The organism is Streptomyces luteogriseus, from assembly GCF_014205055.1.
Classification (GTDB): domain Bacteria; phylum Actinomycetota; class Actinomycetes; order Streptomycetales; family Streptomycetaceae; genus Streptomyces; species Streptomyces luteogriseus.
Genome location: NZ_JACHMS010000001.1, coordinates 8,469,567 through 8,494,533 on the forward strand (window position 1 = coordinate 8,469,567; position 24,967 = coordinate 8,494,533).

General features: G+C 69.1%; 22 protein-coding genes. 20 read left to right on the plus strand and 2 right to left on the minus strand.

The window, feature by feature from the left end:
- The first annotated feature begins 6 nt into the window (after positions 1-6).
- From BJ965_RS37670 to BJ965_RS37755, 18 genes are all read left to right on the plus strand, one after another.
- Positions 7-1,503 carry a 4-hydroxyphenylacetate 3-hydroxylase family protein gene (locus BJ965_RS37670; protein WP_313667647.1) on the plus strand — a complete coding sequence of 499 codons (1,497 nt, stop codon included), beginning with the start codon at positions 7-9 and terminating at the stop codon, positions 1,501-1,503.
- Positions 1,500-4,535, plus strand: a complete 3,036-nt coding sequence (locus BJ965_RS37675) for a flavin reductase (protein ID WP_184916178.1) — start codon at positions 1,500-1,502, stop codon at positions 4,533-4,535. The genes BJ965_RS37670 and BJ965_RS37675 overlap by 4 nt, the downstream gene beginning before the upstream one ends.
- Complete coding sequence (locus tag BJ965_RS37680) at positions 4,532-5,566, plus strand: AMP-binding protein (RefSeq protein WP_184916181.1); 1,035 nt, start codon at positions 4,532-4,534, stop codon at positions 5,564-5,566. The genes BJ965_RS37675 and BJ965_RS37680 overlap by 4 nt, the downstream gene beginning before the upstream one ends.
- Positions 5,567-5,636: 70 nt before the next feature.
- Entirely contained in the window at positions 5,637-6,575 is a 939-nt protein-coding gene (locus BJ965_RS37685; RefSeq protein ID WP_184916185.1) for a carbon-nitrogen hydrolase family protein, read from the plus strand.
- On the plus strand, positions 6,572-7,360 hold the full coding sequence (locus BJ965_RS37690) for a carbon-nitrogen hydrolase family protein (protein WP_184916188.1): 789 nt from the start codon (positions 6,572-6,574) through the stop codon (positions 7,358-7,360). The genes BJ965_RS37685 and BJ965_RS37690 overlap by 4 nt, the downstream gene beginning before the upstream one ends.
- A 1-nt stretch (position 7,361) precedes the next feature.
- Positions 7,362-8,543 carry a tyrosine decarboxylase MfnA gene (gene mfnA, locus BJ965_RS37695; RefSeq protein WP_184916192.1) on the plus strand — a complete coding sequence of 394 codons (1,182 nt, stop codon included), beginning with the start codon at positions 7,362-7,364 and terminating at the stop codon, positions 8,541-8,543.
- Positions 8,540-9,391: a carbon-nitrogen hydrolase family protein gene (locus BJ965_RS37700; RefSeq protein WP_184916195.1), complete on the plus strand. Its 852-nt coding sequence runs from the start codon at positions 8,540-8,542 to the stop codon at positions 9,389-9,391. The genes mfnA and BJ965_RS37700 overlap by 4 nt, the downstream gene beginning before the upstream one ends.
- A complete protein-coding gene (locus BJ965_RS37705) occupies positions 9,391-10,167 on the plus strand; it encodes an ABC transporter permease (protein ID WP_246546236.1) in 777 nt (258 codons plus the stop codon). The genes BJ965_RS37700 and BJ965_RS37705 overlap by 1 nt, the downstream gene beginning before the upstream one ends.
- Positions 10,160-11,134 carry an ABC transporter ATP-binding protein gene (locus BJ965_RS37710; protein ID WP_184916198.1) on the plus strand — a complete coding sequence of 325 codons (975 nt, stop codon included), beginning with the start codon at positions 10,160-10,162 and terminating at the stop codon, positions 11,132-11,134. Before BJ965_RS37705 ends, BJ965_RS37710 begins: the two co-directional genes overlap by 8 nt.
- Positions 11,131-12,513, plus strand: coding sequence for a coproporphyrinogen-III oxidase family protein (locus tag BJ965_RS37715; RefSeq protein ID WP_184916201.1), 1,383 nt, complete (start codon positions 11,131-11,133; stop codon positions 12,511-12,513). Before BJ965_RS37710 ends, BJ965_RS37715 begins: the two co-directional genes overlap by 4 nt.
- Positions 12,500-13,207 (plus strand): class I SAM-dependent methyltransferase, encoded by a 708-nt coding sequence (locus BJ965_RS37720; RefSeq protein ID WP_184916204.1) that lies wholly within the window; start codon positions 12,500-12,502, stop codon positions 13,205-13,207. Before BJ965_RS37715 ends, BJ965_RS37720 begins: the two co-directional genes overlap by 14 nt.
- The gene (locus BJ965_RS37725; RefSeq protein WP_184916207.1) at positions 13,207-14,040 is read left to right on the plus strand and encodes a carbon-nitrogen hydrolase family protein; all 834 of its coding nucleotides are present in this window, start codon (positions 13,207-13,209) and stop codon (positions 14,038-14,040) included. Before BJ965_RS37720 ends, BJ965_RS37725 begins: the two co-directional genes overlap by 1 nt.
- Before the next feature lie 15 nt (positions 14,041-14,055).
- The gene (locus BJ965_RS37730) at positions 14,056-15,555 is read left to right on the plus strand and encodes a B12-binding domain-containing radical SAM protein (RefSeq protein ID WP_184916212.1); all 1,500 of its coding nucleotides are present in this window, start codon (positions 14,056-14,058) and stop codon (positions 15,553-15,555) included.
- The gene (locus BJ965_RS37735; protein WP_313667650.1) at positions 15,552-16,304 is read left to right on the plus strand and encodes a DNA alkylation repair protein; all 753 of its coding nucleotides are present in this window, start codon (positions 15,552-15,554) and stop codon (positions 16,302-16,304) included. The genes BJ965_RS37730 and BJ965_RS37735 overlap by 4 nt, the downstream gene beginning before the upstream one ends.
- Positions 16,305-16,308: 4 nt before the next feature.
- The gene (locus tag BJ965_RS37740; protein ID WP_184916215.1) at positions 16,309-17,346 is read left to right on the plus strand and encodes a BtrH N-terminal domain-containing protein; all 1,038 of its coding nucleotides are present in this window, start codon (positions 16,309-16,311) and stop codon (positions 17,344-17,346) included.
- Between the two features lie 15 nt (positions 17,347-17,361).
- The gene (locus BJ965_RS37745; protein ID WP_184916218.1) at positions 17,362-17,757 is read left to right on the plus strand and encodes a pentapeptide repeat-containing protein; all 396 of its coding nucleotides are present in this window, start codon (positions 17,362-17,364) and stop codon (positions 17,755-17,757) included.
- A gap of 15 nt (positions 17,758-17,772) precedes the next feature.
- On the plus strand, positions 17,773-19,551 hold the full coding sequence (locus tag BJ965_RS37750) for a carbamoyltransferase family protein (protein WP_184916221.1): 1,779 nt from the start codon (positions 17,773-17,775) through the stop codon (positions 19,549-19,551).
- A gap of 68 nt (positions 19,552-19,619) precedes the next feature.
- On the plus strand, positions 19,620-20,627 hold the full coding sequence (locus BJ965_RS37755) for a BtrH N-terminal domain-containing protein (protein ID WP_184916224.1): 1,008 nt from the start codon (positions 19,620-19,622) through the stop codon (positions 20,625-20,627).
- Positions 20,628-20,787: 160 nt separating this feature from the next.
- On the opposite strand, the gene BJ965_RS37760 is transcribed toward BJ965_RS37755, so the two are convergent.
- The gene (locus BJ965_RS37760) at positions 20,788-21,270 is read right to left on the minus strand and encodes a GNAT family N-acetyltransferase (protein ID WP_184916227.1); all 483 of its coding nucleotides are present in this window, start codon (positions 21,268-21,270) and stop codon (positions 20,788-20,790) included.
- A gap of 182 nt (positions 21,271-21,452) precedes the next feature.
- On the opposite strand from BJ965_RS37760, the gene BJ965_RS37765 reads away from it, so the two are divergent.
- Together BJ965_RS37765 and BJ965_RS37770 are read left to right on the plus strand one after the other, a co-directional pair.
- The gene (locus BJ965_RS37765; RefSeq protein WP_184916230.1) at positions 21,453-23,432 is read left to right on the plus strand and encodes a pre-toxin TG domain-containing protein; all 1,980 of its coding nucleotides are present in this window, start codon (positions 21,453-21,455) and stop codon (positions 23,430-23,432) included.
- Positions 23,433-23,939, plus strand: coding sequence for a hypothetical protein (locus BJ965_RS37770; RefSeq protein ID WP_184916232.1), 507 nt, complete (start codon positions 23,433-23,435; stop codon positions 23,937-23,939). It begins immediately after the preceding gene.
- 79 nt (positions 23,940-24,018) lie between these two features.
- Here the strand turns inward: BJ965_RS37770 and BJ965_RS37775 are convergent, their stop codons facing one another.
- Positions 24,019-24,930, minus strand: a complete 912-nt coding sequence (locus tag BJ965_RS37775; protein WP_184916235.1) for a helix-turn-helix domain-containing protein — start codon at positions 24,928-24,930, stop codon at positions 24,019-24,021.
- Positions 24,931-24,967 lie beyond the last annotated feature (37 nt).

Sequence of the window (24,967 nt, forward strand, 5' to 3'; positions counted from 1 at the left end):
CGCACGGTGACCACCACAGGATCCACAGCCTCCGACATGCCCAAGGACGAGACAGCCCTCCTGCCGGGCTCCTCCGGTGGCGCCTGGCGAGGCAACGAGTACATCGCCAGCCTCAAGGACGAGCGGGAGGTCTGGTGCGACGGACGCCGGGTCGACGTGACCGGCGACCCGGGCTTCCGGCCCATGCTGTCCACGCTGGCCGGCCTCTACGACGCCCAGCACCTGCCCGAGCGCGCGGACGAGATGCTCCACCGGTCGGACACTTCCGGCAACCTCGTCAGCCTGTCGTACCTCGCGCCGGCCGACCGGGAGGGCCTCGGCCGCAAGTGGGCCAACTCCCACCGCTGGGCGGAGGCCTCCTACGGCCAGCTCTCCCGGATACCCGACTTCATGTCGAACGTCGTGGTCGGGCTCTACGACTACCGCTTCGAACTGGCCAAGGTGGACCCCGAGTTCGGGCGCAACGCGGAGAACTACTACCACTACTGCCGCGAGAACGACCTCACCCTGACCCACGGCCTGGGCGACCCGCAGATCGACCGCTCCGCGACCCCCGCCGAGCGGCCGGAACTGGGCCTGAGGGTGGTGCGGCGCGGCGCCGACGGCATCGTCGTCCGGGGAGCCAAACAGATCGCCACACTGGCGCCGTACGCCCACGACGTGCTCATCTACCTCTCGCCCGCGAACTATCTGCGTGAGGACCCCAGCTACGTCTGCTGGTTCGCCGCTCCACTGGCGACACCGGGCCTGCGCGTCCTGTGCCGCACGTCGTACGCCGACGGCTCCGGCGGCCTCTCCTCGCGCTACGACGAGCAGGACGCCATGCTGGTGTTCGACGACGTGTTCATCCCGATGGACCGGGTCTTCCTGCTCGACGACTCCCAGGCGGCCGTCCGTGGATTCGGCGAGCTGAACAAGTGGTCGCTCTACACCGGGCAGCTGCGCTACTACCACCGGCTGCGCACCATGCTCGGTGTCGCGTCGCTGCTGGCCCAGGCGATCGGCGTCGACAAGTTCCGGCAGGTCACGGATCTTCTCGGCGAGCTCACCTCGTACGTCGAGATCGTCCGGCTCGGCCTGGCCGCGATCGACGCCGAGAGCCGGCCCACCCCCTCGGGGCTGCTCGCCCCCGGCTCTACGGCGGCGCTGGACGCCGTCGCCGGCCGCTTCTCGACGCGGGGCTCGGAGATCATCCGGCAGATCGGCGCGTCGGGTCTGATCATGCAGCCCTCGGAGGCCGATCTGGGGACGTCCGAGCTGCGCGCGGTACTGGACACCTACATGTGCGGGCGCGACATGCGCGTGGACGAGAAGTCCCGGATCTTCCGCCTCGCCGCCGATCTCGCCGTCGACCGCTTCGGGATGCGTCAGGAGCTCTACGAGACGTGGAACCGCGGTGATCCCGCCCGGGTCCGCTCGATGCTCTATGCCCGCTATCCCGACCTGCAGCGCTGCGAAACCCAGGCCCGCGACCTGGCCGAAGGGCGGAACGACACCACATGAGTCTCGACAGCATCCGGCTCGAAGGCGTCACGACCCACAACCTCAAGTCGGTCGACGTCTCCTTCCCCAAGGGGAAGCTGGTCGTCGCCGCGGGCGTCTCCGGATCGGGCAAGTCGTCCCTGGTCATCGACACCCTCTTCGAACACTCCAAGACGCTCTACCTGGGCGCCCTGTCCAGCAAGTCCCTCGACATGGGCGACGGCGACTACCAGTTCGACCGGATCGCGGGGACCCAGCCGCCGGTGGCCCTGCGCCAGCGCGACGGCGGCTACTCCAATCCCCGCTCGACCGTGGGGACCCTCACCGGCCTCGACGGGCTGTACCGGCTGTTGTTCGGCGCCGGTTCGCGGCCGGTGTGCCCGGCCTGTCTCGGCCCGACCGGCCCGGACCTGTTCTGCGACGACTGCGGTTGCTTCGCCGAACCCCACTCCGCGAAGCACTTCAGCCCCAACCGCAAGGAGGGCAAGTGCCTCCAGTGCGACGGGATCGGCGAACTCGTCGGCTTCTCACTGGACAAGATCATCCCGGACCGGTCGAAGACGCTCACCGAGATCTGGGACGGTGCCGACCCCGGGACGTTCGCCGTCCCCAACGTGCGCAAGGCCTTCGAGGCGATGGCCGCGGACATCGGCCTGGACCTCGGCCTGCCGTTCGAGAAGCTGAGCGCGGAGCAGACCGAGCGGGTGCTGCACGGCTCGGACACGATCTACACGCTCAAGATCCGCAAGGTCACCAACGACTTCCGTTTCGAGGGCATTCTGGGCTTCCTGGAGCGCGCGTACCGGAACGCGTCGTCGGCCGCCCGCAAGAACGCCTTCACCAATTACCTCGGACGGGAAGTCTGCCCCGGGTGCAAGGGAGGGCGGCTGCGCCCCGAGTCGCTCAGGGCGACGGTGGCCGGGCACACCTTCCACGACTTCCAGAGCGACGAACTGTCGCGCTCGATCACCCGGCTGCGCGACGGGCTCTCGTCCGGTGCGGTGCCGGCGCAGGTGCGTGAACTCGCCTCCGCGATCGTCAAGCAGAGCGCGAACATCGAGGAGGTCGGCCTCGGACACCTGCAACTGCGGCGGCCGGTCATCACCCTCTCCGGCGGTGAACTGCAACGGCTGCTGCTCGCTCAGCATCTGGCCAGCGACCTGACCGGCGTCATGTACGTCCTCGACGAACCGACCGCCGGTCTGCACGAGGCCGACACCGGGAAGATCCTCACCTCCCTGCGACGGCTGCGCGATCTCGGGAACACCGTCATCGTCATCGAGCACGACGAGTCGGTGATCCGTGCCGCCGACTGGATCGTCGAGCTGGGGCCCGGGGCCGGCTCCCGCGGCGGCGAGATCGTCTTCGAGGGCCGCTTCGCCGACCTGCTGAGCTCCGGTGACTCACCGACGGCGACCGCCATGCTGTCCGGCGGGCCGTCGCGGACGAGGGCCGAGCTCGCCGACGCCGCCTGGCTCGAAGTGCGCGGCATCACGCGCAACAACGTGGTCGACCAGACCGCGACGTTCCCGCTGGGCGGGCTCACCTGCGTCTCCGGCGTGTCCGGCGCCGGCAAGAGCTCCCTGGTGGCCGGCCTCCACGCATCGGTCTCCCGGGCCATCGCCCAGCGGTCGACCGGCACGGTGGCCGCGAACGCCGCCATCCGGGGAGCCGAAGCCCTCGACGACGTCATCTACGTCGAGCAGCGGCCGATCGGACGCTCCAGCCGGAGCACGCTCGTCACCTACATCGGCATCAGCGACCACATCCGCGACGCCTTCGCCGGCAGCGCCGACGCGGTCGAACGCGGCCTGGGCCGAGGCGAGTTCAGCCCGAACGTCGCCGGGGGACGGTGCGAGTCCTGCAAGGGACTCGGGCTGGCCGAGATCGAGATGACCCTCTTCAAGAGCGAGTTCATCGTCTGCCCCGAGTGCGAGGGCCGACGGTTCCAGGAGCACGTCCTCGATGTGCGGCTGGGCGACAAGAACATCCACGACGTGCTGTCCATGACCGTCGAGGACGCACTCGGATGGTTCGACGCGAAGAGCAGTCCCAAGGTCGTCCAAGCGCTCGGCGTGCTCGGCGAGTTCGGCCTCGGCTACCTGCAACTCGGCTGCTCGACGACCACGTTGTCCGGTGGTGAGGCGCAGCGGCTCAACCTGGCCGGCGAGCTCCTCAAACAGCGCCGCAGCCGCACGCTGTTCATCTTCGACGAGCCGACACGGGGCCTGCACGCCGCCGACATCCGTCACCTGCTGGCCCTCTTCGAGCGCCTGATATCCACCGGCAACACCATCGTGGTCATCGAGCACGACGTGAAGGTGATCGCCATCGCCGACTGGGTGATCGATCTGGGGCCCGGCGCCGGCCGCGAGGGCGGCCGGGTGGTGCACAGCGGGACACCAGAGCAACTCGCGGACAACGCGGCGAGCGTGACCGGCGAGTTCGTACGCCGGCTGCGCGACGACCCCGGCCCGCCGATGCCGGAGCCCCACCCCGCCGGACACCCCCGGCCGAGCGCGGCGCCGGACCTCGGGGTCATCGGCGAGCTTCTGCCACGGGCCGTCACGGTGGTCGCCGGCACGGCACGCCAGTCCGAGCGGAACGGGCCGACACCGTACGGCCTGGTGATCGGATCACTCACCGTCGTCTCCGACGAACTCGCCCTGATCGGCTTCCTGGTCCGCTCGGGCAGCACCAGCTGGAACGCCATCGCGGAGACCGGCCGGTTCTGCGTCAACATCCTCGGCGAGGACCAGCACGAGGTGTCCGACGCCTTCTCTCAGGGCAGGCCCGACAGCCGCTTCGACGCCCTCGCGTGGACCCCCTCGGCCAACGGCTGCCCGCGGCTCCCCGGGGCCGTCGGCACCATCGACTGCAGTCTCAAATCGTCCTACCGGATCGGCGACCACGAGTTCGTCCTGGCGACGGTCGTCAGCGTCGACATGCAGGGCGGCGCAGACCGCCGTCCCCTGCTCCGGACCGAACGTGGCGACAGCGCTCTCGACGACTACGGGTGGCGCCGGTTCGCCCGGGAAGCGGAGGCCAGGTGACGACGACCACGCCCATCGCGACGCACTACGAACGGTTCCTGGACCTGCTCACCCGGGACCACGGCGCCGCGGCGGACCGCCGCGACACGCACAAGTCGCGCTACGGCGAGCGGCTCGACCCCTCGGGCGCGTCACAGCCGGTCGTGCTGACCCGCGACGAGTGGATCCGCAGCCAGATCGACCTGACCCTGGCCCTGGGCCGCCTGCTGACCGAGGACGACGTCGTCGTCTCGGCCGTGCCGTACGAACTGTCGTTCATCGGCGCCCAGGTGGACCGTGTGATCGAGATGGTCGGCGCCTCGGTGATCAGTGTCGGGACGAGCGGGACCATCTGCCCGATGCCGCGGCTGCTCGGGCTGATCGAGCAGTACGAGGTGACGGCCCTGGTGTGCTCACCGAGCTTCGCCGCGGAGCTGGCGGGCCTCGCGGCGTCGCTGGGCAGGCGCCCGGCGGACTCCACGATCCGGACGATCGTCTGCGTGGGGGAGGCCTGCTCCACCGAGCGCCTCGACCGCATCGGCGCCGCCTGGGCGGCGAGGACCTCCGCCCTGTACGGCACACCGTCGACACCGACGGTCGCCGTCGCCTGCGACCACGGCGCACTGCACCTGTGCGACCACCGGCTGCGGGCGGAGGTCCGCGGTGGTGCGCGCGGAGAGCTGCTCCTGGACGGCTCACCGACCGGCGAGGCCGTCGAGCTGTGGCCGGCGGACCGCCGCTGCGACTGCGGTTCCGAGAGCCGGGTCCTGGTGCCGCTCGGGAGCATGGCGTCGGCGGTACGCGGACCGGACGGGCTGGTCTCGGCGTCGGACGTGGAGCGGATCGTGTTCCGCCACCGGAGGCTCGCACCGCACTTCGCCTGCGTCGTCCGGGACGGCACCTTCCATGTGACCTGCGCCGTGACCGACTCCCAGGCGGTGGACGCGGGCGCGATGCGGCGCGCGATCCGCAGCGGCGTCGACGAGGCGCTCGGAGTCGAGGCCGAGGTCACGATCGTCGGCGTGCAGGACTGGAGTACCGCCCCGTCATGACCCGCACCCCGCCGCGGCACGCAGTGGCCGCGGCCCATCCACCCGGTGGCATCTCGAGGAGACAAGACGCATGAGGGTAGCGGTAGTACAGACCCAGTGGGTCGACGACCCCGAAGACGGCCTGCGCAACGCCTACCAGGCGATCGAGGACGTGTGCGGTGCCGGCGACATCGACCTGGTGTGCTTTCCCGAGTTCCTGCTCGGCCCGCCGTGGTACATGCCCGGGCAGGACGGGCTGAAAGGACGGACCGACACCCCGATACCGGGGCCGATCGTCGACGGCTTCCAGTCCCTGGCCCGCAAGCTCAACACGCACATCCTGCTGGGGTCGCTCGTCGAGGACATGCAGGACGGCATGTACCGCAACACGTCCCTGCTGATCGGCCGGCAGGGCGTCATCACCGGCCGCGCCGTCAAGGCGCACCCCTTCGGCAACGAGATGGTGGTGTGCCGCCAGACGGACGCGCTCGGCGTGCTGTCGACCGAGTTCGGGCAGATCGGCATCGCCGTGTGCTCGGACTTCTGGATCCCCGAGGTCGTCCGGCTGCTGGCCCTGGCCGGCGCACGAACGGTCTTCGTACCGGGCGGGACCCTGGGGCAGAACCAGCCGCTCATGGTGAACGCCCTGCGCACCGCGGCGTACCTGAACGACGTCAACATCGTCTACGCCAGCTCGGTCGGCGTCGTCCGCGGCAAACGCGGTGACCGGCTCGTGGAGATCCACTTCGCCGGCACCAGCCTGGTCGCGAGCCCGGACGGCGTGCTCGCGCAGGCCGGCAGCGACGAGCCGGAGACCCTCGTGGTCGACATCGACGAGCCCGCGGACGGCGACGGCCGCCGCTGGCAGCAACTGCGCAGGCCCGACGCCTACCGGGCGCTGCTCACCCCGTACGCCGGAGCGGACCGGGATCTCGCGGGCGAACTGCGGGCGAGCCTGACCGGGGGCGGCGGCCCGGACCGGGGCCGGCCCGCCGCCGCGACCAGCACACATGAGGGGACTCGTTCGTGACCATCTTCGTAGCGCAGCACGCCCGCCGGGCGACCCCTGAGGCGACGGCCTCGGCCGTACTCGACGATCTCGACAGCCGGGTGACCGACGAGGCGTCGTTCCTCGTCCTCCCCGAGAACGTGTTCACCAACGGCGGCGACGTCCAGGAGCTGCCCCGGCGGCTGCGCGAGGAGTGCCTGGACCGGCTGACGGCACTGGCGCGGACCCGCGGCACCTACGTGCTCACCGGCTCGTGGACGGAGACACGGCCGGGCGGCGGGCTGGTGCAGGTGACCAGGCTGCTGGACCCGGGCGGCTCGGAGTGCGCCCGGGTGGAGCGGCCCGTCCTGCCCGACGGGACGACCGGCACCGGCGACGACTTCCCCGTCGTCGAGACGCCGTTCGGCCGCGTCGGGGTGCTCCTGGGCCCCGATTTCTGGCTGGTCGAACCGCCGCGCATCGAGTGCCTGGCCGGTGCGGAGCTGCTGCTGGTGGCCGGGTCCCTCGACGGCAGGCAGCAGGCATCGCAGCGCGCCGCGGTGTGGGGGATCGCGACCCTCAACACCGTCGCGGTCGTCTTCGCCGGTTCGCTGAGCGAACGCTGCGGCGGGGGCAGTGCCGTGGCGGTGCCCGAGGGTTTCGTCGCCGAGGCGGGCACCGACGAGGGTGTCATCGAGGCGCCCTGGGACGTCGAGAGGATCCGGCACCTTCGCGAACCCGACCTGCGCTTCCAGCAGACCCTCTGGTTCGGGCTGTGGGCGCGCCGGACGGAGCTGTACACGGACCTGACGGCGCAGGTGAGTTGAGATGCGCAACGCCGGTGAGTCCGCCTCCGACGTCCGACGGCGGATCGCGACGGAGATGGCGGACGACGTGCCCTGGAACAGGGTGCTCAATTCCATCTGCACCGAACCCCATCCGCTGGGCGTCGAGATGGCGGCCGCCGCGGCCCACACCAACCTCGGCGACGTGCGCATCTTCCGCGGCACCAAACGGATCGAGCGCAAGGTCGTCGAGCTGCTGCTCGACCTGCTGGGCAACCCCGGCGGGTCGGGGAGCCTGGTGTCCGGTGGTACCGAGGCGAACCTGATCGCGATGCTGGTGGCCCGCGAGTCGGCGCGTGCCCGGGGCAGGCTGACCGACCGGCCCGAAGTCGTCGTCAGCAGCACCGTGCACTTCTCCTTCACCAAGGTCTTCGGCCTGCTGGGCCTGACCCCGGTGGTCGTGCCGGTCGACGACTCCCTGCGGTTGCCGGCCGGTGAGGTGGCCCGGCGCATCGGCGAGCACACCGTCGCGGTCGTCGCGACCGCCGGCAGCAGCGAGTTCGGTGTGGTCGACGCGGTCGACGAGATCGGGCCGGTGGTGGCGGGACGCGAGGTGCACCTGCACGTGGACGCGGCCACCGGTGGCTTCATCATCCCCTTCGCGCGTGAACTCGGCCACGACCTGCCCCAGTTCGACTTCACGGTCGACGGCGTCGACTCGATCACCATCGACCCGCACAAGTACGGACTGGCCAACGTCCCGGCCGGGGCGATCCTGTTCCGCGGCGCACAGGACGCCGGACGCTTCGCCGTCGATTCGTTCTTCATCGACACACCGGTGCACAACACCCTGCTCGGCACCCGGCCGGGCGCCGCCGCGGTGTCGACCTACGCGGTGCTGGAGCACCTCGGCCGTGACGGCTTCCGCGACCTCACCCGGACCAACTTCGAGGTGACGCGGTACCTGGTGGACGGGTTGCGCGCCGCCGGGCACGAGTTGTTCGCCGAACCGCAGCTGAACATCGTGGTGGTCAAGATGCCGCACGCCGTGCGCATCTCGCAGCTGCTGGAGTCGAAGGGCTGGATCGTCTCCACCTCGAAGCGATTCGGCGAAACCCTGCGGCTGGTCGTCACCCGGCATGTGACACCCGCGATGGTGGACGAGTTCCTTCCGGTGCTCGAGCGGGCGTGCAAGGAAGTCACGGCCGAGGCGGCGCCGCGATGAGCCTTTTCCGCGGTCCCCGAACCCGGCTCGCCGCCCTGCAGATGCGGATCGAGCCCGGGCAGCGGGACGAGAACCTGGCGCGAGCCGCCAAGCTCCTGTCCACCGCACGAGAGCGCGAGGCCGACCTGGCGTGCCTGCCTGCGACGTTCGCCACCGGCCTGAACTTCCCGACGCTGCGCACCGACGCGACCGCCGAGGACGGTCCGGTCGTCGAGTTCCTCGCCGAGCAGGCCCGCACCCTCGGGATGCACATCGCCGCGGGCGTGCTGCTGTCGGCCGGCCGGGACGTCTTCGACGCGGCCGTACTCGTCGGCCCCGGCGGCGACCCGCTCGGCTGGTACCACCGCGCCTGCGTGTGGGCGGGCGAGGCCGAATACATCTCCACCGGCGCGCCCGGCGAGGTGATCGACACACCCGTCGGGCGGATCGGCCTCCAGGTCAGCTACGACCTGCGCTTCCCCGAGGCCAGCCGCCAGTACCTCGCCCAGGACGCCGACCTCGTCGTCTGCGTGGCGAACCTCTTCGGGCCGTTCTCGCATCCGCTGCGCTCCCTGTGCCGTGCCCGGGCCGCCGACAACGAGTGCGCGCTGGTCTTCGCCGGCGGGGTGGGGGAGAACCGCTTCGCGAACATGACCTACGTCGGCCGCAGCATGATCGTCGACGGTCTGGTGCAGGACGCCCGCGAGGACCAGGACGCGGACATCCTCGCCGAGGCCGGCCCGGGCAGCCAGGAAACGGTGATCGACGCGGACGTGCACTGGCGGCAGCGGCGCAAGGTCCGCGCCGGGCTGCCCTTCCACGACGACCTGCGCTCGACCTGGACCACGAACCACGGGGGGCCCGCCTGATGAGGGCGACGCGTATGCAGCCGGAGTCCGGCTGGCTCGGCGATGTGCTCGGGCTGGTCGTGATGGACATGCGGCAGTTCTTCGACAACCGCCTGTTCGCGGTGTCGACGCTGCTGACGTCGGTGTCGATGGTGCTGGCCTTCGGGGCGGCGACCGACCAGATGGTGAGCCCCGCGCCGACGGCCGCCAACTACTTCGGCTTCGTCTTCCCCGGCATCATCGGCGCCGGCATCATGTTCAGCTGCACCTACACCGTCGGCTACACGGTCATCATCGACCGCAACCGGCGCACCATCGAGGACCTCATCCTCTCGCCCCTGTCGTACTCCGGGTTCCTGCTCGCCCGGATCGTCGGTGTCGTGCTCAAGTGCCTGTTCCAGTTCGTGCTGGTGCTCCTGCTCGGCGTCGGGGTCTTCGACGCCCGGATCGAGTCGGTGCCGCTGTTCGTGCTGGGCTTCTTCACCGCGTGCACGGCCTTCGCCGGACTCGGGATCCTCATCGCCACGTACACCAACGAGATCTCCTTCCCGGCGGTCGTGAACATCATCGTCATCCCGCTCATGTACTTCGCCGGGATCTTCTTCCCGCTCGACAACCTCGGCGCGCTGGGCGACGTCTTCGAGCGGCTCCCCCTCTCGGTGCACGTCGACATCTTCCGCGCCGCCACCTCGCCCGACGTCTCGGCCACCGGGGCATCGGTGCTGGCGGTGGCCTACTCGTTCCTGGCCCTCGGCGTCGCAGCCTGGGCCTTCCGCAGGAGGATCGGCCATGGCTGACAGCACGAGCACCGCAGCGCCGGTCCTGTCGGTCTCCCGGCTCGACCACCGGGTGAGCCCCGACTTCGCCCTGCGCTCCCTCACCTTCTCGGTGGCCGCCGGCGAGGGCGTGGCCATCATCGGCACCAACGGCGCCGGGAAGACCACGCTGATCCGGCTCGTCGCCGGCCTGCTGCGCCCGTCGGGCGGCGAGGTGCGCGTCTGCGGCACTCCGCCCCGCCGCTGGGGGCAGGTCGGCCGCCACATCGGGTACGTCCAGCAGGCCAAGGACCTCCCGGACGGCGTCAGCGTGGAGACGTACGTCAAGCACCAGCTCAAGCTCCGGCGGGCCGACCCCGGCCGGTACGAGGAGCTCATCGCCCTGGCCGACCTGGAGCAGTACCGCCACCAGTACGTGCGCAGTCTCTCCGGCGGCAGCCAGCGCAAACTGCACGTCATCTGTGCCGTGGCGCACCGCCCCGACCTGCTGATCCTCGACGAGCCGACCACCGGCCTGGACCCGACGGCGCGCGAGACGCTGCTGGAGCTGCTGGGCAGCCTGAAGAAGGACGGCGTCGGCGTGCTGTTCGCCAGCCATCACCGCGACGAACTTCTCGCGCTGGCCGACTCGGTCGTGGTGCTCCACCAGGGCCGCCAGATCAAGGACGCCTCGCTCGACGCCGTCACCCGGTGGGGCGAGCGCTCCAGCCTGATCCTGGAGGCCTTCACCGAGTCCCACCTCGCGCGACTGCAGGACTGGGCCGGGCAGGAGGAGCAGGCCGGCGGCCCGGTCCGTTCCGTCCGCACCGTCGACCAGGGCGTACGGCTCGACCTGGCCGACGGCGACCACCAGGGCACGCTGGCCGAGGTGGTCGCCCGCGCCCACGCCGCCGGCCTCGCACTGCGCTCCGCGTCCTACTTCCAGCCCACTCTGGCGGACGTCGTCCGTTCCATCGTCGACCAAGTCGAACCGGAGGACATCGCATGAGCATCACCACCACGACCACGAGCATGCCGTTCTGGAAGGAGTACCCGGAGCGCGACAGCGAGTGGGTGCGGCAGTACCCGACCAAGCACGTGCCGGTGAACGAGGAGGAGGTGTTCACGCGCAAGCCCATGGGCGTGTACGTCCACATCCCGTTCTGCAACCGGCTCTGCTTCAGCTGCCCGTACATCAAGCACCAGACCGACCGCGACCTGACCCGCACCTACCTGGACGCGCTGAAGACCGAGATCACCAACTACGCCGAGCGGCCCTACATCCAGGACCACGTCATCACCCTCGGCTACATCGGTGGCGGCACCCCGACCGCGCTCACCGCCCCCCAACTCGACGACCTGTTGGGCCACATGTTCAGCAGCTTCAACGTCGAGGAGGGCGCCGACTTCTCCATCGAGACCACGCCGGTCGACATCAGCGAGCGCAAGGCGACCGTCCTGCTGGAGCGTGGCATACGGCGCATCAGCCTCGGGGTGCAGACCTTCGTGCCGGAGGAACTGAAGAACATCGGCCGCCCGAACGACCCGGAGATGCTCAAGGAGAGCATCCGGCTGCTGCGCCGGTGCGGGTTCGAGAACATCAACATCGACCTGATGCACGGCATCAACGGGCAGACGATGGAGAGCTGGGAGCACAGCCTCGACGTCGCCATCGAACTCGGGGTCACCTGCATCTCGTTCTACACGTACATGGAGTTCGCGCAGATCTCCACCAAGCGCAGGAAGCTGCCGCCGGTCCCGGAGAAGGCCGTGGTCGACGACATGTTCCTGTTCGCCGCGGAGAAGCTCACCAAGGCCGGCTTCCTGGGCTATTACGGCGACTGCTTCGCCAAGCCCGGCCACCAGCCCAAATACGGCGAGACGTCGTGGAGCGAAGACATCCCCATCATCCCGCTCGGCCCCACCGCCACCGGGCACCTGCGCGACCACTGGTACTTCAACGAGCCCGACATCGGCCGCTACATCCAGACGGTGATGGAAGGCCGGCTGCCGATCTCCATGGGCAAGCACATCACCAAGTCGGAGTCGATCCGCCGGTCGATGGTCCTCGGTGTCAAGGCCGGGCGGGTCAACCGGGAGCGCTTCCGCCGGATCCACGGCGTCGACTTCATGGAGATGTTCCGCGCCGAGATCGACGACCTGATCGAGAAGGAACTCATCACCGCCGACGAGAACGGCATCGAGGTGACCGGCCCCAAGGGCTGGTACTACCTGGACAACATCTCCAAGGCGTTCTACTCGCCGGAATTCCGGCGCTACCCGCAGCACCTGGGAGCGGACATCTCCAACTTCATCTCGAGCCGGCCGATCCCCCTGCAGCTCACCACGCGGCCCAAGGACGAGGAGGCCGGCTGTGACCACCACTGAGGCCCGACTGCTGAACCTGACCGAGCGAGTGCCGCAGGCGTCCCCGCACGACGACATCGACAAGGTCCGCTTCTACGACCTCGGCATGCGCCGCTCCGCGCTGATGGCGTACAAGCGGCCGAGCGACCGCATCCTGGCCCACGTCCGCGACGGGATGACCGACCTCGTCGAGGTCGGCTTCAACACCGGCCTGCTGTCCCTCCACGTGGCCGGCAAGCTGCCGGACCTGGCCGTGTCCGGCGTCGAGGAGAACCAGAACCTCGTGGACGTCGCCGAGGACAACCTGACGCTGGCCGTGTGGGCCAACAGCGCCGGCGACGTGGAGTTCGAGATGGCCAAGCTGAACCGGCTGCCCTTCCCGGACGACTCCGCGGACATCGTGTTCTCGTTCTCCTCGCTGCACCGCTGGCGCCGGCCGGTCGAGACGCTGAAGGAGTGCGCCCGGATCTGCAAGCCCGACGGCATCGTGATCATCGAGGACATGAACCGGCACGCGGAGGAAGGGCACATCACCTTCATCCTGCAGTTCGTGAAGGAGGGCGGCGACGAGTTCATGCGCTCATTGCAGGCCGCCTACACCCGTGACGAGGCGGCCGAGCTGCTCAAGGAAGCCGGCCTGGCGGACTGGCAGGTCGTCGAGGAGGACCTCGGCCTGGTGATCTCCTCGCGTCCCCTCGAACCGGTGAGCACCTGATGCCCGGGACGAAGATCGCCGTCGTCCAGATGGAGTCGAAGCTCGGCAAGCCGGAGCAGAACCTGCGCCGCGCCGAGCACTACATCGGCGAGGCCGTCGCGCAGGGAGCGGACCTGATCTGCCTGCCCGAGGCGTTCTCCACCTCCGGCAACATCCTGGAGGCCGCGGACGTGTCGGTGACCATACCGGGGCCGGAGACCGACTTCCTGCGCGAGCAGGCGAAGCAGGCCGGTGTGCACATCGTGGCCGGCCTGCTGGAGCGCGGCGACGACGGCAAGTACTACAGCACATCGGTGCTGTGCGGCCCCGAGGGAACCCTGCTCGGCCACTACCGGCGCGTGCACAGCCACGAACTGGAGGCCCGCTACCTCAGCGGAGGATCCGCATACCCCGTCTTCGACGTCGAGTTCGGGCGCATCGGCCTGATGCAGGGCTACGACATCAACTTCCCGGAGGTCGCACGGGAGTACTGCCGCCGCGGGGTCGACATCATCGTCTGCTCCGCGCTGGTACCCGAGATGTTCGCCTACGTGGCGAACATGCGACTGCCGGTCAGGGCGGTGGACGCCGAATGCATCATCGCGTTCGCCTCCGGGATCGGCACCAACCTGTATGCCGGGTTCGGCTACATGGGGCGCAGCCAGATCCTGGCGGACCCGCTGTTCCTGGAGGCCGAACGATTCGACTTCGTGGACGGCGACGAACGGATGGTGGACCTCGGCAAGGAGCCCGGTGTCGGCGTCGTCGAGGTCGACCTGGACCGCATGCGCCGCTACCGCACCAAGGCCACCCTGAGCGGCGACCTGCAGCCGGCGACGTACTGGCAGTCCTGACGAGAGTGAAGGCCCATGCGCGTACTGCTCATCTCCACCAACAAGATCCGGGTGCCGCGGCCGGCGCTGCCCATCGGCATGGCCTACATCAGCGCCGCGCTCAAGCACGCCGGACACCAGGTCGACGTCCTCGACCTGCTCTGGGAGTCCAGGGAGCTCAAGTCGGTCCGGGAGAAGCTGACCACCGGGACGTACGACGTCGTCGGCATCGCCGTACGCAACCTGGACAACCTGACCTTCATCGACCCGGTCTTCTTCGGCCCGATGACCGAGAAGATCGTCCAGTGCGTGCGCAAGTACACCAGCGCCAAGGTCGTCCTCGGTGGCTCCGGCTTCTCCGTCGAGCCGCTGTCGTTCTTCGAGTACGCCCAGCCGGACTACGGCATCGCGGGTGAGGGCGAGGCCGGCATCGTCCAGCTGCTGGACTACCTGGAGTCCGGCGGGCGGCGGGAGTCCATCTCGGGGCTCTGCTACCTCGACGACAACGGCAAGTTCTGCCAGAACCAGTCGAACTCCGCGTTCGACCTGGGAGCGCTGGAGCCCGACCGTTCCGTCTACGACCCCCGGTACTTCGAGGAGGGCGTCTCGGCGGCCTCCGACCTCACCCGCGACCACCAGCCGGCCATCGAGACCCTGCAGACCAAACGGGGCTGCAAGCTGTTCTGCTCCTACTGCATCATCCGCAAGACCGAGGGCAAGGGCGACCGGTTCAAGGACCCGGTCGAGGTCGTCGGCGAGATCCAGCGGGCCATGGCGGAGAACCCGGCCGTGCGGGAGTTCGAGATCGTCGACGCGACCTTCAACTACCCGATGGAGTACGCGGCCGAGGTGTGCGAGGAGATGATCCGCGCCAAGCTCGACGTGCCCTGGTACTGCCAGTTGACGCCGAACGCGGTCACACCCGAGTTCGTGAAGCTGCTGCACGCGGCCGGCTGCATCCGGGTCGACCTCGGCACCGACGCGCTCACCGACGAGGCCCTGGCGGACCTGATGAAGGGCTTCGACATGGCCCGGGTCCTCGAGATCGACCGCCTGTTCACGGCCAGCCCGATCGAACATACCCACTGCATCTTCCTCGGCGGGCCGGGGGAGACCCCGCAGGCACTGAGGGAGTCGATCCGCTTCACCGAGCGGTACCTGAATCCGGCTCAGATCTACGCCAACCTCGGCATCCGGATCCTCAGCGGCACCAAGCTGCAGCGCCAGGCCGTCAAGGCCGGGATCCTGCGGGAGGGCCAGGGCACGTTCGTCCCCGCCTTCTACGTGGAGCCGGCCATCCTCGCCGACCGGGACACGCTCGACTTCGTCCGCGACGCCTATCTGAGCCACAAGAACTGGTACCTGTGGTGGGGCCTGGGCGGCCAGAACCTGACGGACCGTTCGAGGGAAACCGTCCAGGCCGTGGCCGATATGCACCAGGAATACGAGTACGTCATGCAAGGCAAGCCTCGGCTGGAACGCGCACCGAAGCCGGTGACCGCCCAGCCGCTCAAACTCACGATCGGCACCAAGTGATCAATGTTCCAACCGCCGCGGACGAGCTGTCGAAGACACTCGCGGCCAGGGCCGACCCGGATTTCGCGGTGCGCATGCAGCGGTACTTCCCGCACGAGATCCGGGCGCTCGGGGTCGGCAACGCCGCGGTCGCCGAGATCGCCACCGACTACTTCCGCCACCGGCGCGACACTCCCGCGGCGACACGGCTGCTCCTCGCGGAGGAGCTGCTGGCGCACGCCGAATACCACGAGGAGGTGCTCCTGGGCTTCGCGGTCCTGCACAAGGTCGCCAGGACCGGACTCGGCGAGGAGTTGCTGGAGCGCTGCCGGCACTGGCTGGAGACGTACGTGTCCAACTGGGCGCAGTGCGACGACATGTGCCTGAAACTCCTGTACCCGTTCTTCCTCGGGCACCTGGAGCTGATCCCGCGGACCCGGAGCTGGGCCGAGTCCGCCTCCCCGTGGGCCAGACGCGCCGCGAACGTGGCAGTTGTGAAGTTCGTCCGGCGCAAGGTGGGCCGTACGGTCTTCGAGCTGCCGCTGTCGCACGTCCTCGACAACTGCGTCCGGCTCATGCACGACGACGACGTCTACGTGCGGAAGGGCTCGGGCTGGCTGCTCAAGGTCACCGCCGAGGCCCACCCCGACGAGGTGGCCGAGTTCCTGCGCACCTGGCACACCGAGATGCCCCGCGACACGTTCCGGTACGCGGTGGAGAAGATGGACCCGCGGCTGCGCCGGTCCTTGATGGCACTGGGACAGGGGTGACGCGATGAACGAGACCGGCCGCTACGCCCACCGGCGGGGCATCCACTGCGAGTCGGCCTGCCAATGCGCGGTCCTCGCGGCCGGCGGTTACGACGTCGACGAGGAGATCGTGTTCGGGCTGGACGGAGGCTTCGGCTTCTCGTTCTTCCCGGCGAACGGCAACGCGCCGGACATCGTCGTCGGCAAGCAGGCGATCATGCCGCTCCGGGCGGCACGGCTGATGGGCGTCGAGGTCGCCACGCACACGCCGAAGTCCGGTGACGGCCTGGCCAAGCTGCTCGCCTCGGCGCCGGCCGTCATGACCCGGGTCGACCTCGGTCTGCTTCCCTACTGGGGTCTGGAGGGGCGCACCTCCTTCGGTGGGTACTTCGTCAACGTGGTCCGCCCGCTCGGCGCCGACGCCTTCGAGGTGTCGGACCCCGCGTTCGACGCACCCGTCACGGTGAGCGCGGCCGAGCTCCAGGCGGCCCGGTCCAGCCGCAACTCGCCGCCGCTGAACCCGGACCGGAAGGTGTACGTCTTCGGCACCCCGCGGCGAACTCCGCAGCTGGACCGTGTCGGTCCGGTGGCGGTCCGCACCCTGTGCCGCGAGATCCTCAGGCCGGGCAGCCGGAACCTGGGCATCCCCGGGATGAAGCTGCTGGCCACGACGGCGGCGTCCTGGCCGCAGTCCAAGCACGGTGAGGTCGAGGACGTGGACCTGGCCGGCCATGTGGTGCGGACCGACGCACTGGCGCGTCAACTGCTGCACCTGGGACGGCAGATCGAGTCCTTCGGTACCGGCGGCGGGCTGTTCCGCCCGCTGATCGGCCGCTACCTGGCGCGGGTCGCCGACAGCACCGGCGACGCGCGCTATGCCGAAGCGGCCGGGCAGTTCCTCGACAGCGGCCGGCTCTGGTCGAACCTGGGATCCGCACTGCTGGCAGCAGGGGCCGCCACCGCGCGCGACGACCTCAAAACGCTGGTGGACGCCGTGTCGGACACCGCGCGGTCCGCCATGGACGTCGAGAAGCGGGCGCTCACCGCGCTCACCACCCTGTAGACACGAGGTCGAGACATGCCCACCGAGGACGAGACCGTACTGCTCCAGGGTCCCCGACACTGGAACGAGCACGCCCGCCGGCGCCGGGCGCAGGGCCCCTTCCGGCCCGATCTGCGCAAGGCGATGCTGCACGGCGCCGACCTGCAGGGCGCCGAGCTCGCCGAGGCGGACTTCACCGACGCCGTGCTGACCGAGTCGTATCTGATGTCCGCGGACCTCAGGGGCGCGAATCTGGAAGGCGCCGACCTGTGCGAGGCGTACCTCATCCTGGCCGAGTTGAACGGCTGCCGCCTGGTGGGCGCGAACCTGGACGGCGCGGACCTCAGCGGTGCCGATCTGACCGGCGCGGTCCTGGATACGGGCTTCCGGCGATCCAGCGTGATCTCGGACTACCTCACGATCTGGCCATAGCGAAAGGAGCTCCTCATGATCGTTCTGGGCTACAACGGATTCGGCAAGTCTGCGGAAATCTTCGGACGCCTCTTTCGCGCCACCGGCATCGACCGTCACCTGCTGTACGGCCATGACTCGTCCGCCGCGCTCGTCGTCGACGGTAAGCTCGTCGCCGCCGTCGAGGAGGAGCGGCTCAACCGGGAGAAGAAGACGTCGAGCTTCCCGGTCAACGCGATGCGCTGGTGCCTGGATTCGGTCGGCATATCCTTCGACGACGTCGACACGTTCGCCTTCTCCTGGCAGTTCTCGCAGGACGTGGTGAACAAGATGATCGCCGAGATCACCGAGGACCGGGAAGCGTCCGTCGAGCAGAAGTTCGCGCGCTTGCGGCGGCTGGCGGAAACCCATGAGGCGATGTTCGGCGAGGCCGCGACCGAGGCCGATTTCCTCGAGTACACGGGCCACCGGCTGAGCCCTGAAAAGCTGGTCCGGGTTCCGCACCACATCGCGCATCTGATGACGGGATACCACCTCTCGGGCGGCGGAGACGCGGCATTCCTGGTCAGCGACGGCCGTGCCGAATGGCTTTCGTCGATCATGGGTGAGGTGCGCGACGGCGAGGTGAAGATCTTCGACGACATGACCATCGACTCGCGGCACTCACTCGCGATGCTCTTCTCCGTGGTGACGCGCTATCTCGGATTCGTCCCGAACAACGACGAGTACAAGGTGATGGGACTGGCCGGCTATGGCCCGCCGCCCGAGCCGAACCCGTTCCTCGAGCACGTGGTCGAGATGTGCCCCGACGGCACCTACAGGATTCCCTATCCGGCGAACGCGGTACCCGCCTACTACGAGCTCTTCGACCGCATCTTCGGCGGAGATGCCGAGGACCGGGAGGAGTTCGACTACCGGGTCCGCGTGGCCAGTGCGGCCCAGCACATGCTGGAGACGGCGACCGCGGGCCAGATCCGGACGCTCGAAGCCCGGAGCGACCTGCCGCGCGTGATATTCGAGGGCGGACTCGCCCTGAACTGCGTCAACAACAGCAAACTGCTGGAGCGTTCACGCTTCACCGGGATGGACGTCAGCTTCGGAGCCAGCGACGTCGGCGTGGCCATCGGCGCGGCGCTGTTCGCCAGTGGCCGGGCCGGCACACCGCCCCGGGTCGGCCCGTCCCCGTACCTGGGCCCGAGCTACGACGGCCAGGAGATCCGGGCCGCCCTCCAGCAGTACGCCGACCAGGTCGTCTGGCGCGAGCTGGACCCCGCGGACGTGCCGCGGGAGGCCGCCACCCTGATGCAGGAGCGCTGCGTCATCGGGTGGTTCCAGGGGCGTATGGAGTACGGGCCGCGCGCCCTGGGCAACCGCAGCATCCTGGCCAACCCGAAGTTCCCCGACATCAAGGACATCATCAACGAACGCATCAAGCACCGCGAGCAGTTCCGGCCCTTCGCCCCCGTGGTCCTCGAGCACCTCGCGCCGGACGTCTTCGAACTCGGCAAGAAGACGTCCTCGCCCTACATGACCTTCGTGGTTCCGGTGCGTCCCGAGTACCGGGAGAGGATCCAGGGCGCCTGCCACGTCGACGCCACCTCGCGGATCCAGACGGTCACCGAGCAGAGCAACCCCCTGCTCGCCGAGCTGCTGCGGGAGTTCACCGAACTGACCGGGATTCCCTGCCTGATCAACACCTCGTTCAACGTCGCCGGCGAACCCATCGTCTGCTCGCCCACGGACGCCCTGTCCTGCTTCCTCAAGACCGAGATGGATCACCTGTTCCTCGGCAACTTCCTGGTCTCGCGAATCTGAACGAAGAAGACCTCCCTGATTCCGGCGTCCGCAATCGTACTTCAGGGGGTTGCGCTACGCTCTACGCGATGGAAGGGAGACGAGAACAAGTGTCGCTTTTAGAAGAAGATCCGTACGTCGGCAACCATTGCGAGTCGACCACCCTCGTGAATCTCCTGCGGCAGCGGGAGGTCGACTTGTCGGAGTCGCTCATTTTCGGGCTCGCCGGTGGTTTGTCGTTCATCTACTGGCGGACGAAGCAGATGCCGACCCCGTTCGTCGGTGGCCGCATCAAGCCCGACACGCTGTCCGAGAATCTCGCGAATGCGCTGAAACTGCGGCTGTCCGTTCATGAGACGTCGTCGGTGAAGCGGGCGAAGGAACAGCTGCTGGCCGAGCTTGAATCCGGAACCATTGTGGGTCTCAAGCTCGACCGCTACTTCCTCGACTACTCCACCGACGACTTCCGGTTCGCGGCCCACTACGTCGCGTGCGTCGGCTACGACGACGACCGTTTCGCCCTGGTCGAAACCCGGCCGCTCGGCCTCCAGTGGGCCTCCGGGGAATCCCTCGAAACAGCGCGGAACGCCCGGGGACCGATGAGTTCCCGCAATCGCGCCTTCACCCTCGACCTCCCCAAGGGCGGCATTCCCGATCTGGGGAAAGCCGCGCGCAAAGGCATCAAAAAGGCGGCGGAGGACTTTCTGAATCCGCCGATCTCCAACTTCGGATACAAGGGCATGCACAAGGTCGCCGACCTGATGCCGCAGTGGCTCGACGACCTCGACTCACCCGCCGACAGCCTTCCGGAGATCTGCACGATCATGGAGGACGCGGGAACCGGCGGCGGCCTGTTCCGCACGATGTGGGCGGAGTTCCTGGCGGAGACCGCCGATATCACCGGCACGGGCGAATACCAGGAGGTCTCGGACGCGTACCGCGAGGTGTCGAAGAAGTGGACCGAGGTGGCCGGACTGCTGAACGAGGCGGGAGTCGCGTCCTCACGGGAATCCCTCCACAGTGCGTCAAAACTCGTTCATGAGGCCGCAGACAGGGAGCAACTCCTGATGCAGCGCCTTCTGGAACTGTCGAGCTGAGCCCGGGGATCTACCGTCGAGCGGGATGGTGGTGGGGGCGAGGACGTCACGGGCAGAGACCGCCCACCCGCTGAGCGGTAACCGCCCAACGCCCCCACGGGCATCCGCCGTCTGACAGCTCACCGCCCGCCACCCGTCCCACGCGGACTCGGGTCGGTGGTCACTGGACCGGGAACTCCAGCTCGGGGCGGTCCCAGGCCACGGCAGGAGGGTTCGCGGAGACGGTCCCGGTGGGCAGCGCGCCCACGCTGCGGTAGAACCCCTCGGCCGGAGGGTGTGACACCACCCGGACCCGGTCCAGCCCCGCCACGCGCGCCTCGGATTTCATGTGCTCGACGAGCAGCCGCCCGATGCCGCGGCCCTGCATCCCGTTCTCGACGAAGAGCAGGTCAAGCTCCGGCGGCGCGAGGACCAGCGAGTAGAAACCGAGCACCCGGCCCCCGGCATCGTCGGCGTCGACGGCGACGAAGACCCGATGCGTCTCGATGTAGTCGGGCCCGACGCGGTAGTCCTCGACCATCCCCGCGTACTGACCCTCGTAGGCGCGCGAGCCGCGCACGAGCCGCGTGAGTCGCTTGACGTCCCGGGCGACAGCCCGGCGTATGACGATCTCGCCACGCATGGATGTACTGCGCACCTGCATGAGGAGCATCCTACGCACCCCGCTGCGACGTGCTGCTGCCGTCACGGGCGGTGTGCACCTCACGTAAGCTACCGCTCGGTAATTTTCAGGGGGAGTTCTCGTCCGAGGACTCTGGGCCCGCGCGACGGTCGACCAGCCGTGCATCCGCGGGCCCTCGACGTAGGACGTGTATGCATCACCGTATGACGCGGCACACTGTCGCGTTTCTGATGGCCTTGGCGGTTTTGTTCGGCCCGGGCCTGGGGGAGAAGACCGCTGCCGCGGCCGAGGGCATCGACAGGCGCCAGGCGGCCGTCAGCGCCGCCGAGAAGCTCGCCGGAATCGTCAGAGCAGCAGCCAAGTACTCCGGGTGCGGCGGCAAGCCGCTGCTCGAAAAGCCCGCCTGCTACCGGGAGTTCGCCGACAAGGCGATCCGGGTCGGCGCCGGCGTGGGGGTGGCCGCGTACGCCATCCACTACCTGCACAAGGACAACACCCAGCACTTCGCCGGCCTCCGCAAGGAGCTCGCCGGGTTCGAGGAGCTGAAGGAGGCGGTCAAACAGGACCCCGCCGCCATCACCGACCCGGCCCTGCGGGCCGAGGCCGAGAAGAAGATCCGCGCCGCCTACGCCGCCGCGCAGGCGGACGTCGACCACCGGCTCGCGAAGGTCAACGAGACCATCCAGACCGTGGTGGCGCTGGCCGAGGTCACCGTCGCGTTCCTGCAGATCATCTTCGCCCTGGCCGCTCTCGTCGGCGACCCGGAGTTCCAGAAGGCGGCGACCAGCATCAGGACCGGTCTCGAGGGCATGGGCAAGGACCTCGACAAGATCAACGCCGGCCTCAGCCAGATGAGTCATGCCCTCGACGACATGAACGACTCGCTGGGTGAGGTGAACGGCGCCCTGGACCAGATGAACCGGGGGATCGGCCGCGCCAACAAGGGCATGGACGAGATGAACCGGGGGATCGGCCAGGCCAACAAGGGCATGGACGAGCTCAACAAGCACGTGCCCGGCATCAAGAAGGGCGCCGAGAAGCTCAAGGAGCTGCCCGGCATCGAGTTCGACTTCTCGCACCTCAAGGACACCTGGGGCTCCGGCACCTCCGGACTGGACGCCGACGAGCAGCAGCGCCGCATGGGACTGCTGCTGGACCTGCTGCCCGGCATCGGTGACGGCAAGGGCATCGTCGAGGCCGTCACGGGCAAGGACCTCGCCACCGGCGAGGAGCTGAGCGGCTTCGACCGGGCCACGGGAGCGCTGGTCGTGCTGCGCTGGCTCAAGACGGGCAAGAAGGCCCTGGACGGCGACGACGTGCGGACCGCCCGCAAGGGCACGTGCGTCGCCGGAAGCGTCACCGACAACAGCTTCCCGGCCGGGACGCTGGTCCTCATGGGCGACGGGGGCAGCACACCGATCGAGCGCGTGCGCGAAGGAGACGAGGTGCTGGCCACCGATCCCGGAACCGGCTCCACCCGGGCCGAGCCGGTGACCGACCTGATCACGGGAACGGGGGAGAAGCGCCTGATCACCGTCGTCGTGGACACCGACGGCGCAGCGGGGGAGCGCACGGACACGATCACGGCGACGGACCGCCACCCCTTCTGGACGCCGGGCCCGGGCCTGTGGACCGATGCCGTGGACCTGACCGCGGGAACGGAGCTGCGCACCAGCACGGGCGGGGACGTGGAAGTCACCGCGGTCGCCACGCGCACCGTCGAGCAGACGGTCCACAACCTCACCGTCGCCGGCACGCACACGTACTACGTGCTCGCCGGAAGCACACCCGTCCTGGTCCACAATGCCAAGAAGAACAAGTGCAGCCTCGAGATCGACCACGTGGGCCAGGTCGACCAGGACTGGGTCACCAAGGGCGCTCACGTCAACATGAAGGACGGCATGGAAGTGGCGCTGCGCCCGGACGGCCAGGGCGGCATCCGGGGCGAGGCCATTCGGCTGAGGAACGGCACCGCCACGCAGAAGCAGGTCGACGCCGTCGTCGCGACGATCAAATCCGACCCCAAGGTGCGCGCTGACATGATCAGGGTGACGAAGGGCGCCAAGGAGGTCTTCGAGTCCAGCGCCAAGGCCATGAAGGAAGGCCGCAACCCGCAGTGGCGCTTCAGCAACGACCGCACGGCCGAACTGCAGGCCCTGATCGAAGCGATGGAGAGGATGTAGATGTCCGGCCTCGACTTCTACGCCCATGTCGCCACCCGCGGCGACGTGCTGGGCGTGGGCATCGGCGCGCAGCCCGCCGAATGGGAGACCAGGCTCGGCGCCGACTTCCTCGACGCCGAGGACGGCAGCCTGCTGCGCCGGGACTACGGGCTCGTGGAGCTCTCGTTCCAGGAGGAGGACGGCGCCCGGCCCTGCTTCGGAGTGAGCGTGCAGGTGCACCGATTGCGGTGGGACACCGAGTCGTCCGTCCCGGCGGCCCTGCGCGATGCGTACGGCGTCTTCGCTCCCTCGACGCGCTTCGAGGACCTGGCCGCCGCGATCGCCGGGCTCGGCTGCTCGATCGAATCCGAGCCGGACGAGGACGGCACGTCCGGGGACACGCACCGCTACCGGGTGCCCGAGTCCGGCGTGAGGATCTTCGTCCGCGCTGACGAGAACGCCGGGGAGCAGACGGGCGAGGTCTGGAGCCTCAGTGTGTCTCCCGCGTGGTGGCGCGCGGCGGCCTGAGCCGTCGAGGCGGGTCGTGCCACCGTTCGCCGTCACCTCGTGTGTACGAGATGACGGCGAACGAGCGCGATACGGCCGATCAGGCCCGATCCGCGGCGCGCAGGGCCCGTGCCAGCCACTCTAGCTCCTCGCTCGCGTCGGGCGACGCATGCTGTCCGCGCACGCGGGCGACGAGCCTGCGGTAACGCTCCGCTCCTGCCTCGATCCCGGCCTCCAGGCTGCGCAGGACGGCGACCCGGTCCGCCTCGCCGAACAGCTCGGACAGCAGGTCGGCCGCCTCCGGCCCGTCGGGGGCGGCCCCGCGCCTTCTGATTTCGGCGACGCTCTGCACGACCTGCCTGGCCCACCAGATGGACGCCCCGGGCGGGGGACCCTGCCCGGGTGCGGGCGTGTTGAGCTCCATCCAGGAGCGCAGCCGGGCGCGGAAGCCGGGGTCCCCCACCAGTTCGGCCAGTTCGATCCAGGCGTCGACCTGGTCGGGTGTGGGATCGTCGGGCAGTTCGATGGTGATGGCGCGTACGCGGTCGCGCAGGCGTGGCTCGGCGTCGAGCCCGCCGAACACCTCCTCCTTGAACTCATCGATGACTTGCTTGCGTTCGGCGGCGGAAAGCCGCGCCAACCGGTTCATCAGTGCCGTCTCCTCAGCAGTGGAACCACGTGTCACCACGGTGGACAGGACGGCCCGGCTCACCTTCAGGGAGCGGATCTGCGCGTCGAGCGCGGTCACGTGCGCGTCGGCGACCTCGGCGACCGTGGTCCGACCGCTCAGCACCCGGCACACCTCGTCGAGCCCGAGGCCCAGCTCCCGGAGGGTTCGCACCAGCTCGACGCGGGCCACGGACCCGGCGTCGTACAACCGGTAGCCGCTCGCGGAGCGGGCCACGGGCGGCACCGCTCCCTCGTCCGACCAGAAGCGCAGGGTACGCACCGAGAGGCCGGTGCGGCGCGCGAGCCGGCCGATGGTGAGCACCTCGGGGCGTTCGTCGTCCATGGCAGAGATCCTGGACCCTCCAGCCGCTGGAAACTCA

Coding starts and splice junctions, on each gene's coding strand:
- BJ965_RS37715 (WP_184916201.1), top strand. CDS start 11,131: ATGAGCATCACCACCACGACCACGAGCATGCCGTTCTGGAAGGAGTAC.
- BJ965_RS37750 (WP_184916221.1), top strand. CDS start 17,773: ATGATCGTTCTGGGCTACAACGGATTCGGCAAGTCTGCGGAAATCTTC.
- BJ965_RS37725 (WP_184916207.1), top strand. CDS start 13,207: ATGCCCGGGACGAAGATCGCCGTCGTCCAGATGGAGTCGAAGCTCGGC.
- mfnA (WP_184916192.1), top strand. CDS start 7,362: ATGCGCAACGCCGGTGAGTCCGCCTCCGACGTCCGACGGCGGATCGCG.
- BJ965_RS37675 (WP_184916178.1), top strand. CDS start 1,500: ATGAGTCTCGACAGCATCCGGCTCGAAGGCGTCACGACCCACAACCTC.
- BJ965_RS37775 (WP_184916235.1), bottom strand. CDS start 24,930: ATGGACGACGAACGCCCCGAGGTGCTCACCATCGGCCGGCTCGCGCGC.
- BJ965_RS37705 (WP_246546236.1), top strand. CDS start 9,391: ATGAGGGCGACGCGTATGCAGCCGGAGTCCGGCTGGCTCGGCGATGTG.
- BJ965_RS37685 (WP_184916185.1), top strand. CDS start 5,637: ATGAGGGTAGCGGTAGTACAGACCCAGTGGGTCGACGACCCCGAAGAC.
- BJ965_RS37765 (WP_184916230.1), top strand. CDS start 21,453: ATGACGCGGCACACTGTCGCGTTTCTGATGGCCTTGGCGGTTTTGTTC.
- BJ965_RS37745 (WP_184916218.1), top strand. CDS start 17,362: ATGCCCACCGAGGACGAGACCGTACTGCTCCAGGGTCCCCGACACTGG.
- BJ965_RS37755 (WP_184916224.1), top strand. CDS start 19,620: ATGGAAGGGAGACGAGAACAAGTGTCGCTTTTAGAAGAAGATCCGTAC.
- BJ965_RS37730 (WP_184916212.1), top strand. CDS start 14,056: ATGCGCGTACTGCTCATCTCCACCAACAAGATCCGGGTGCCGCGGCCG.
- BJ965_RS37760 (WP_184916227.1), bottom strand. CDS start 21,270: ATGCAGGTGCGCAGTACATCCATGCGTGGCGAGATCGTCATACGCCGG.
- BJ965_RS37710 (WP_184916198.1), top strand. CDS start 10,160: ATGGCTGACAGCACGAGCACCGCAGCGCCGGTCCTGTCGGTCTCCCGG.
- BJ965_RS37700 (WP_184916195.1), top strand. CDS start 8,540: ATGAGCCTTTTCCGCGGTCCCCGAACCCGGCTCGCCGCCCTGCAGATG.
- BJ965_RS37740 (WP_184916215.1), top strand. CDS start 16,309: ATGAACGAGACCGGCCGCTACGCCCACCGGCGGGGCATCCACTGCGAG.
- BJ965_RS37770 (WP_184916232.1), top strand. CDS start 23,433: ATGTCCGGCCTCGACTTCTACGCCCATGTCGCCACCCGCGGCGACGTG.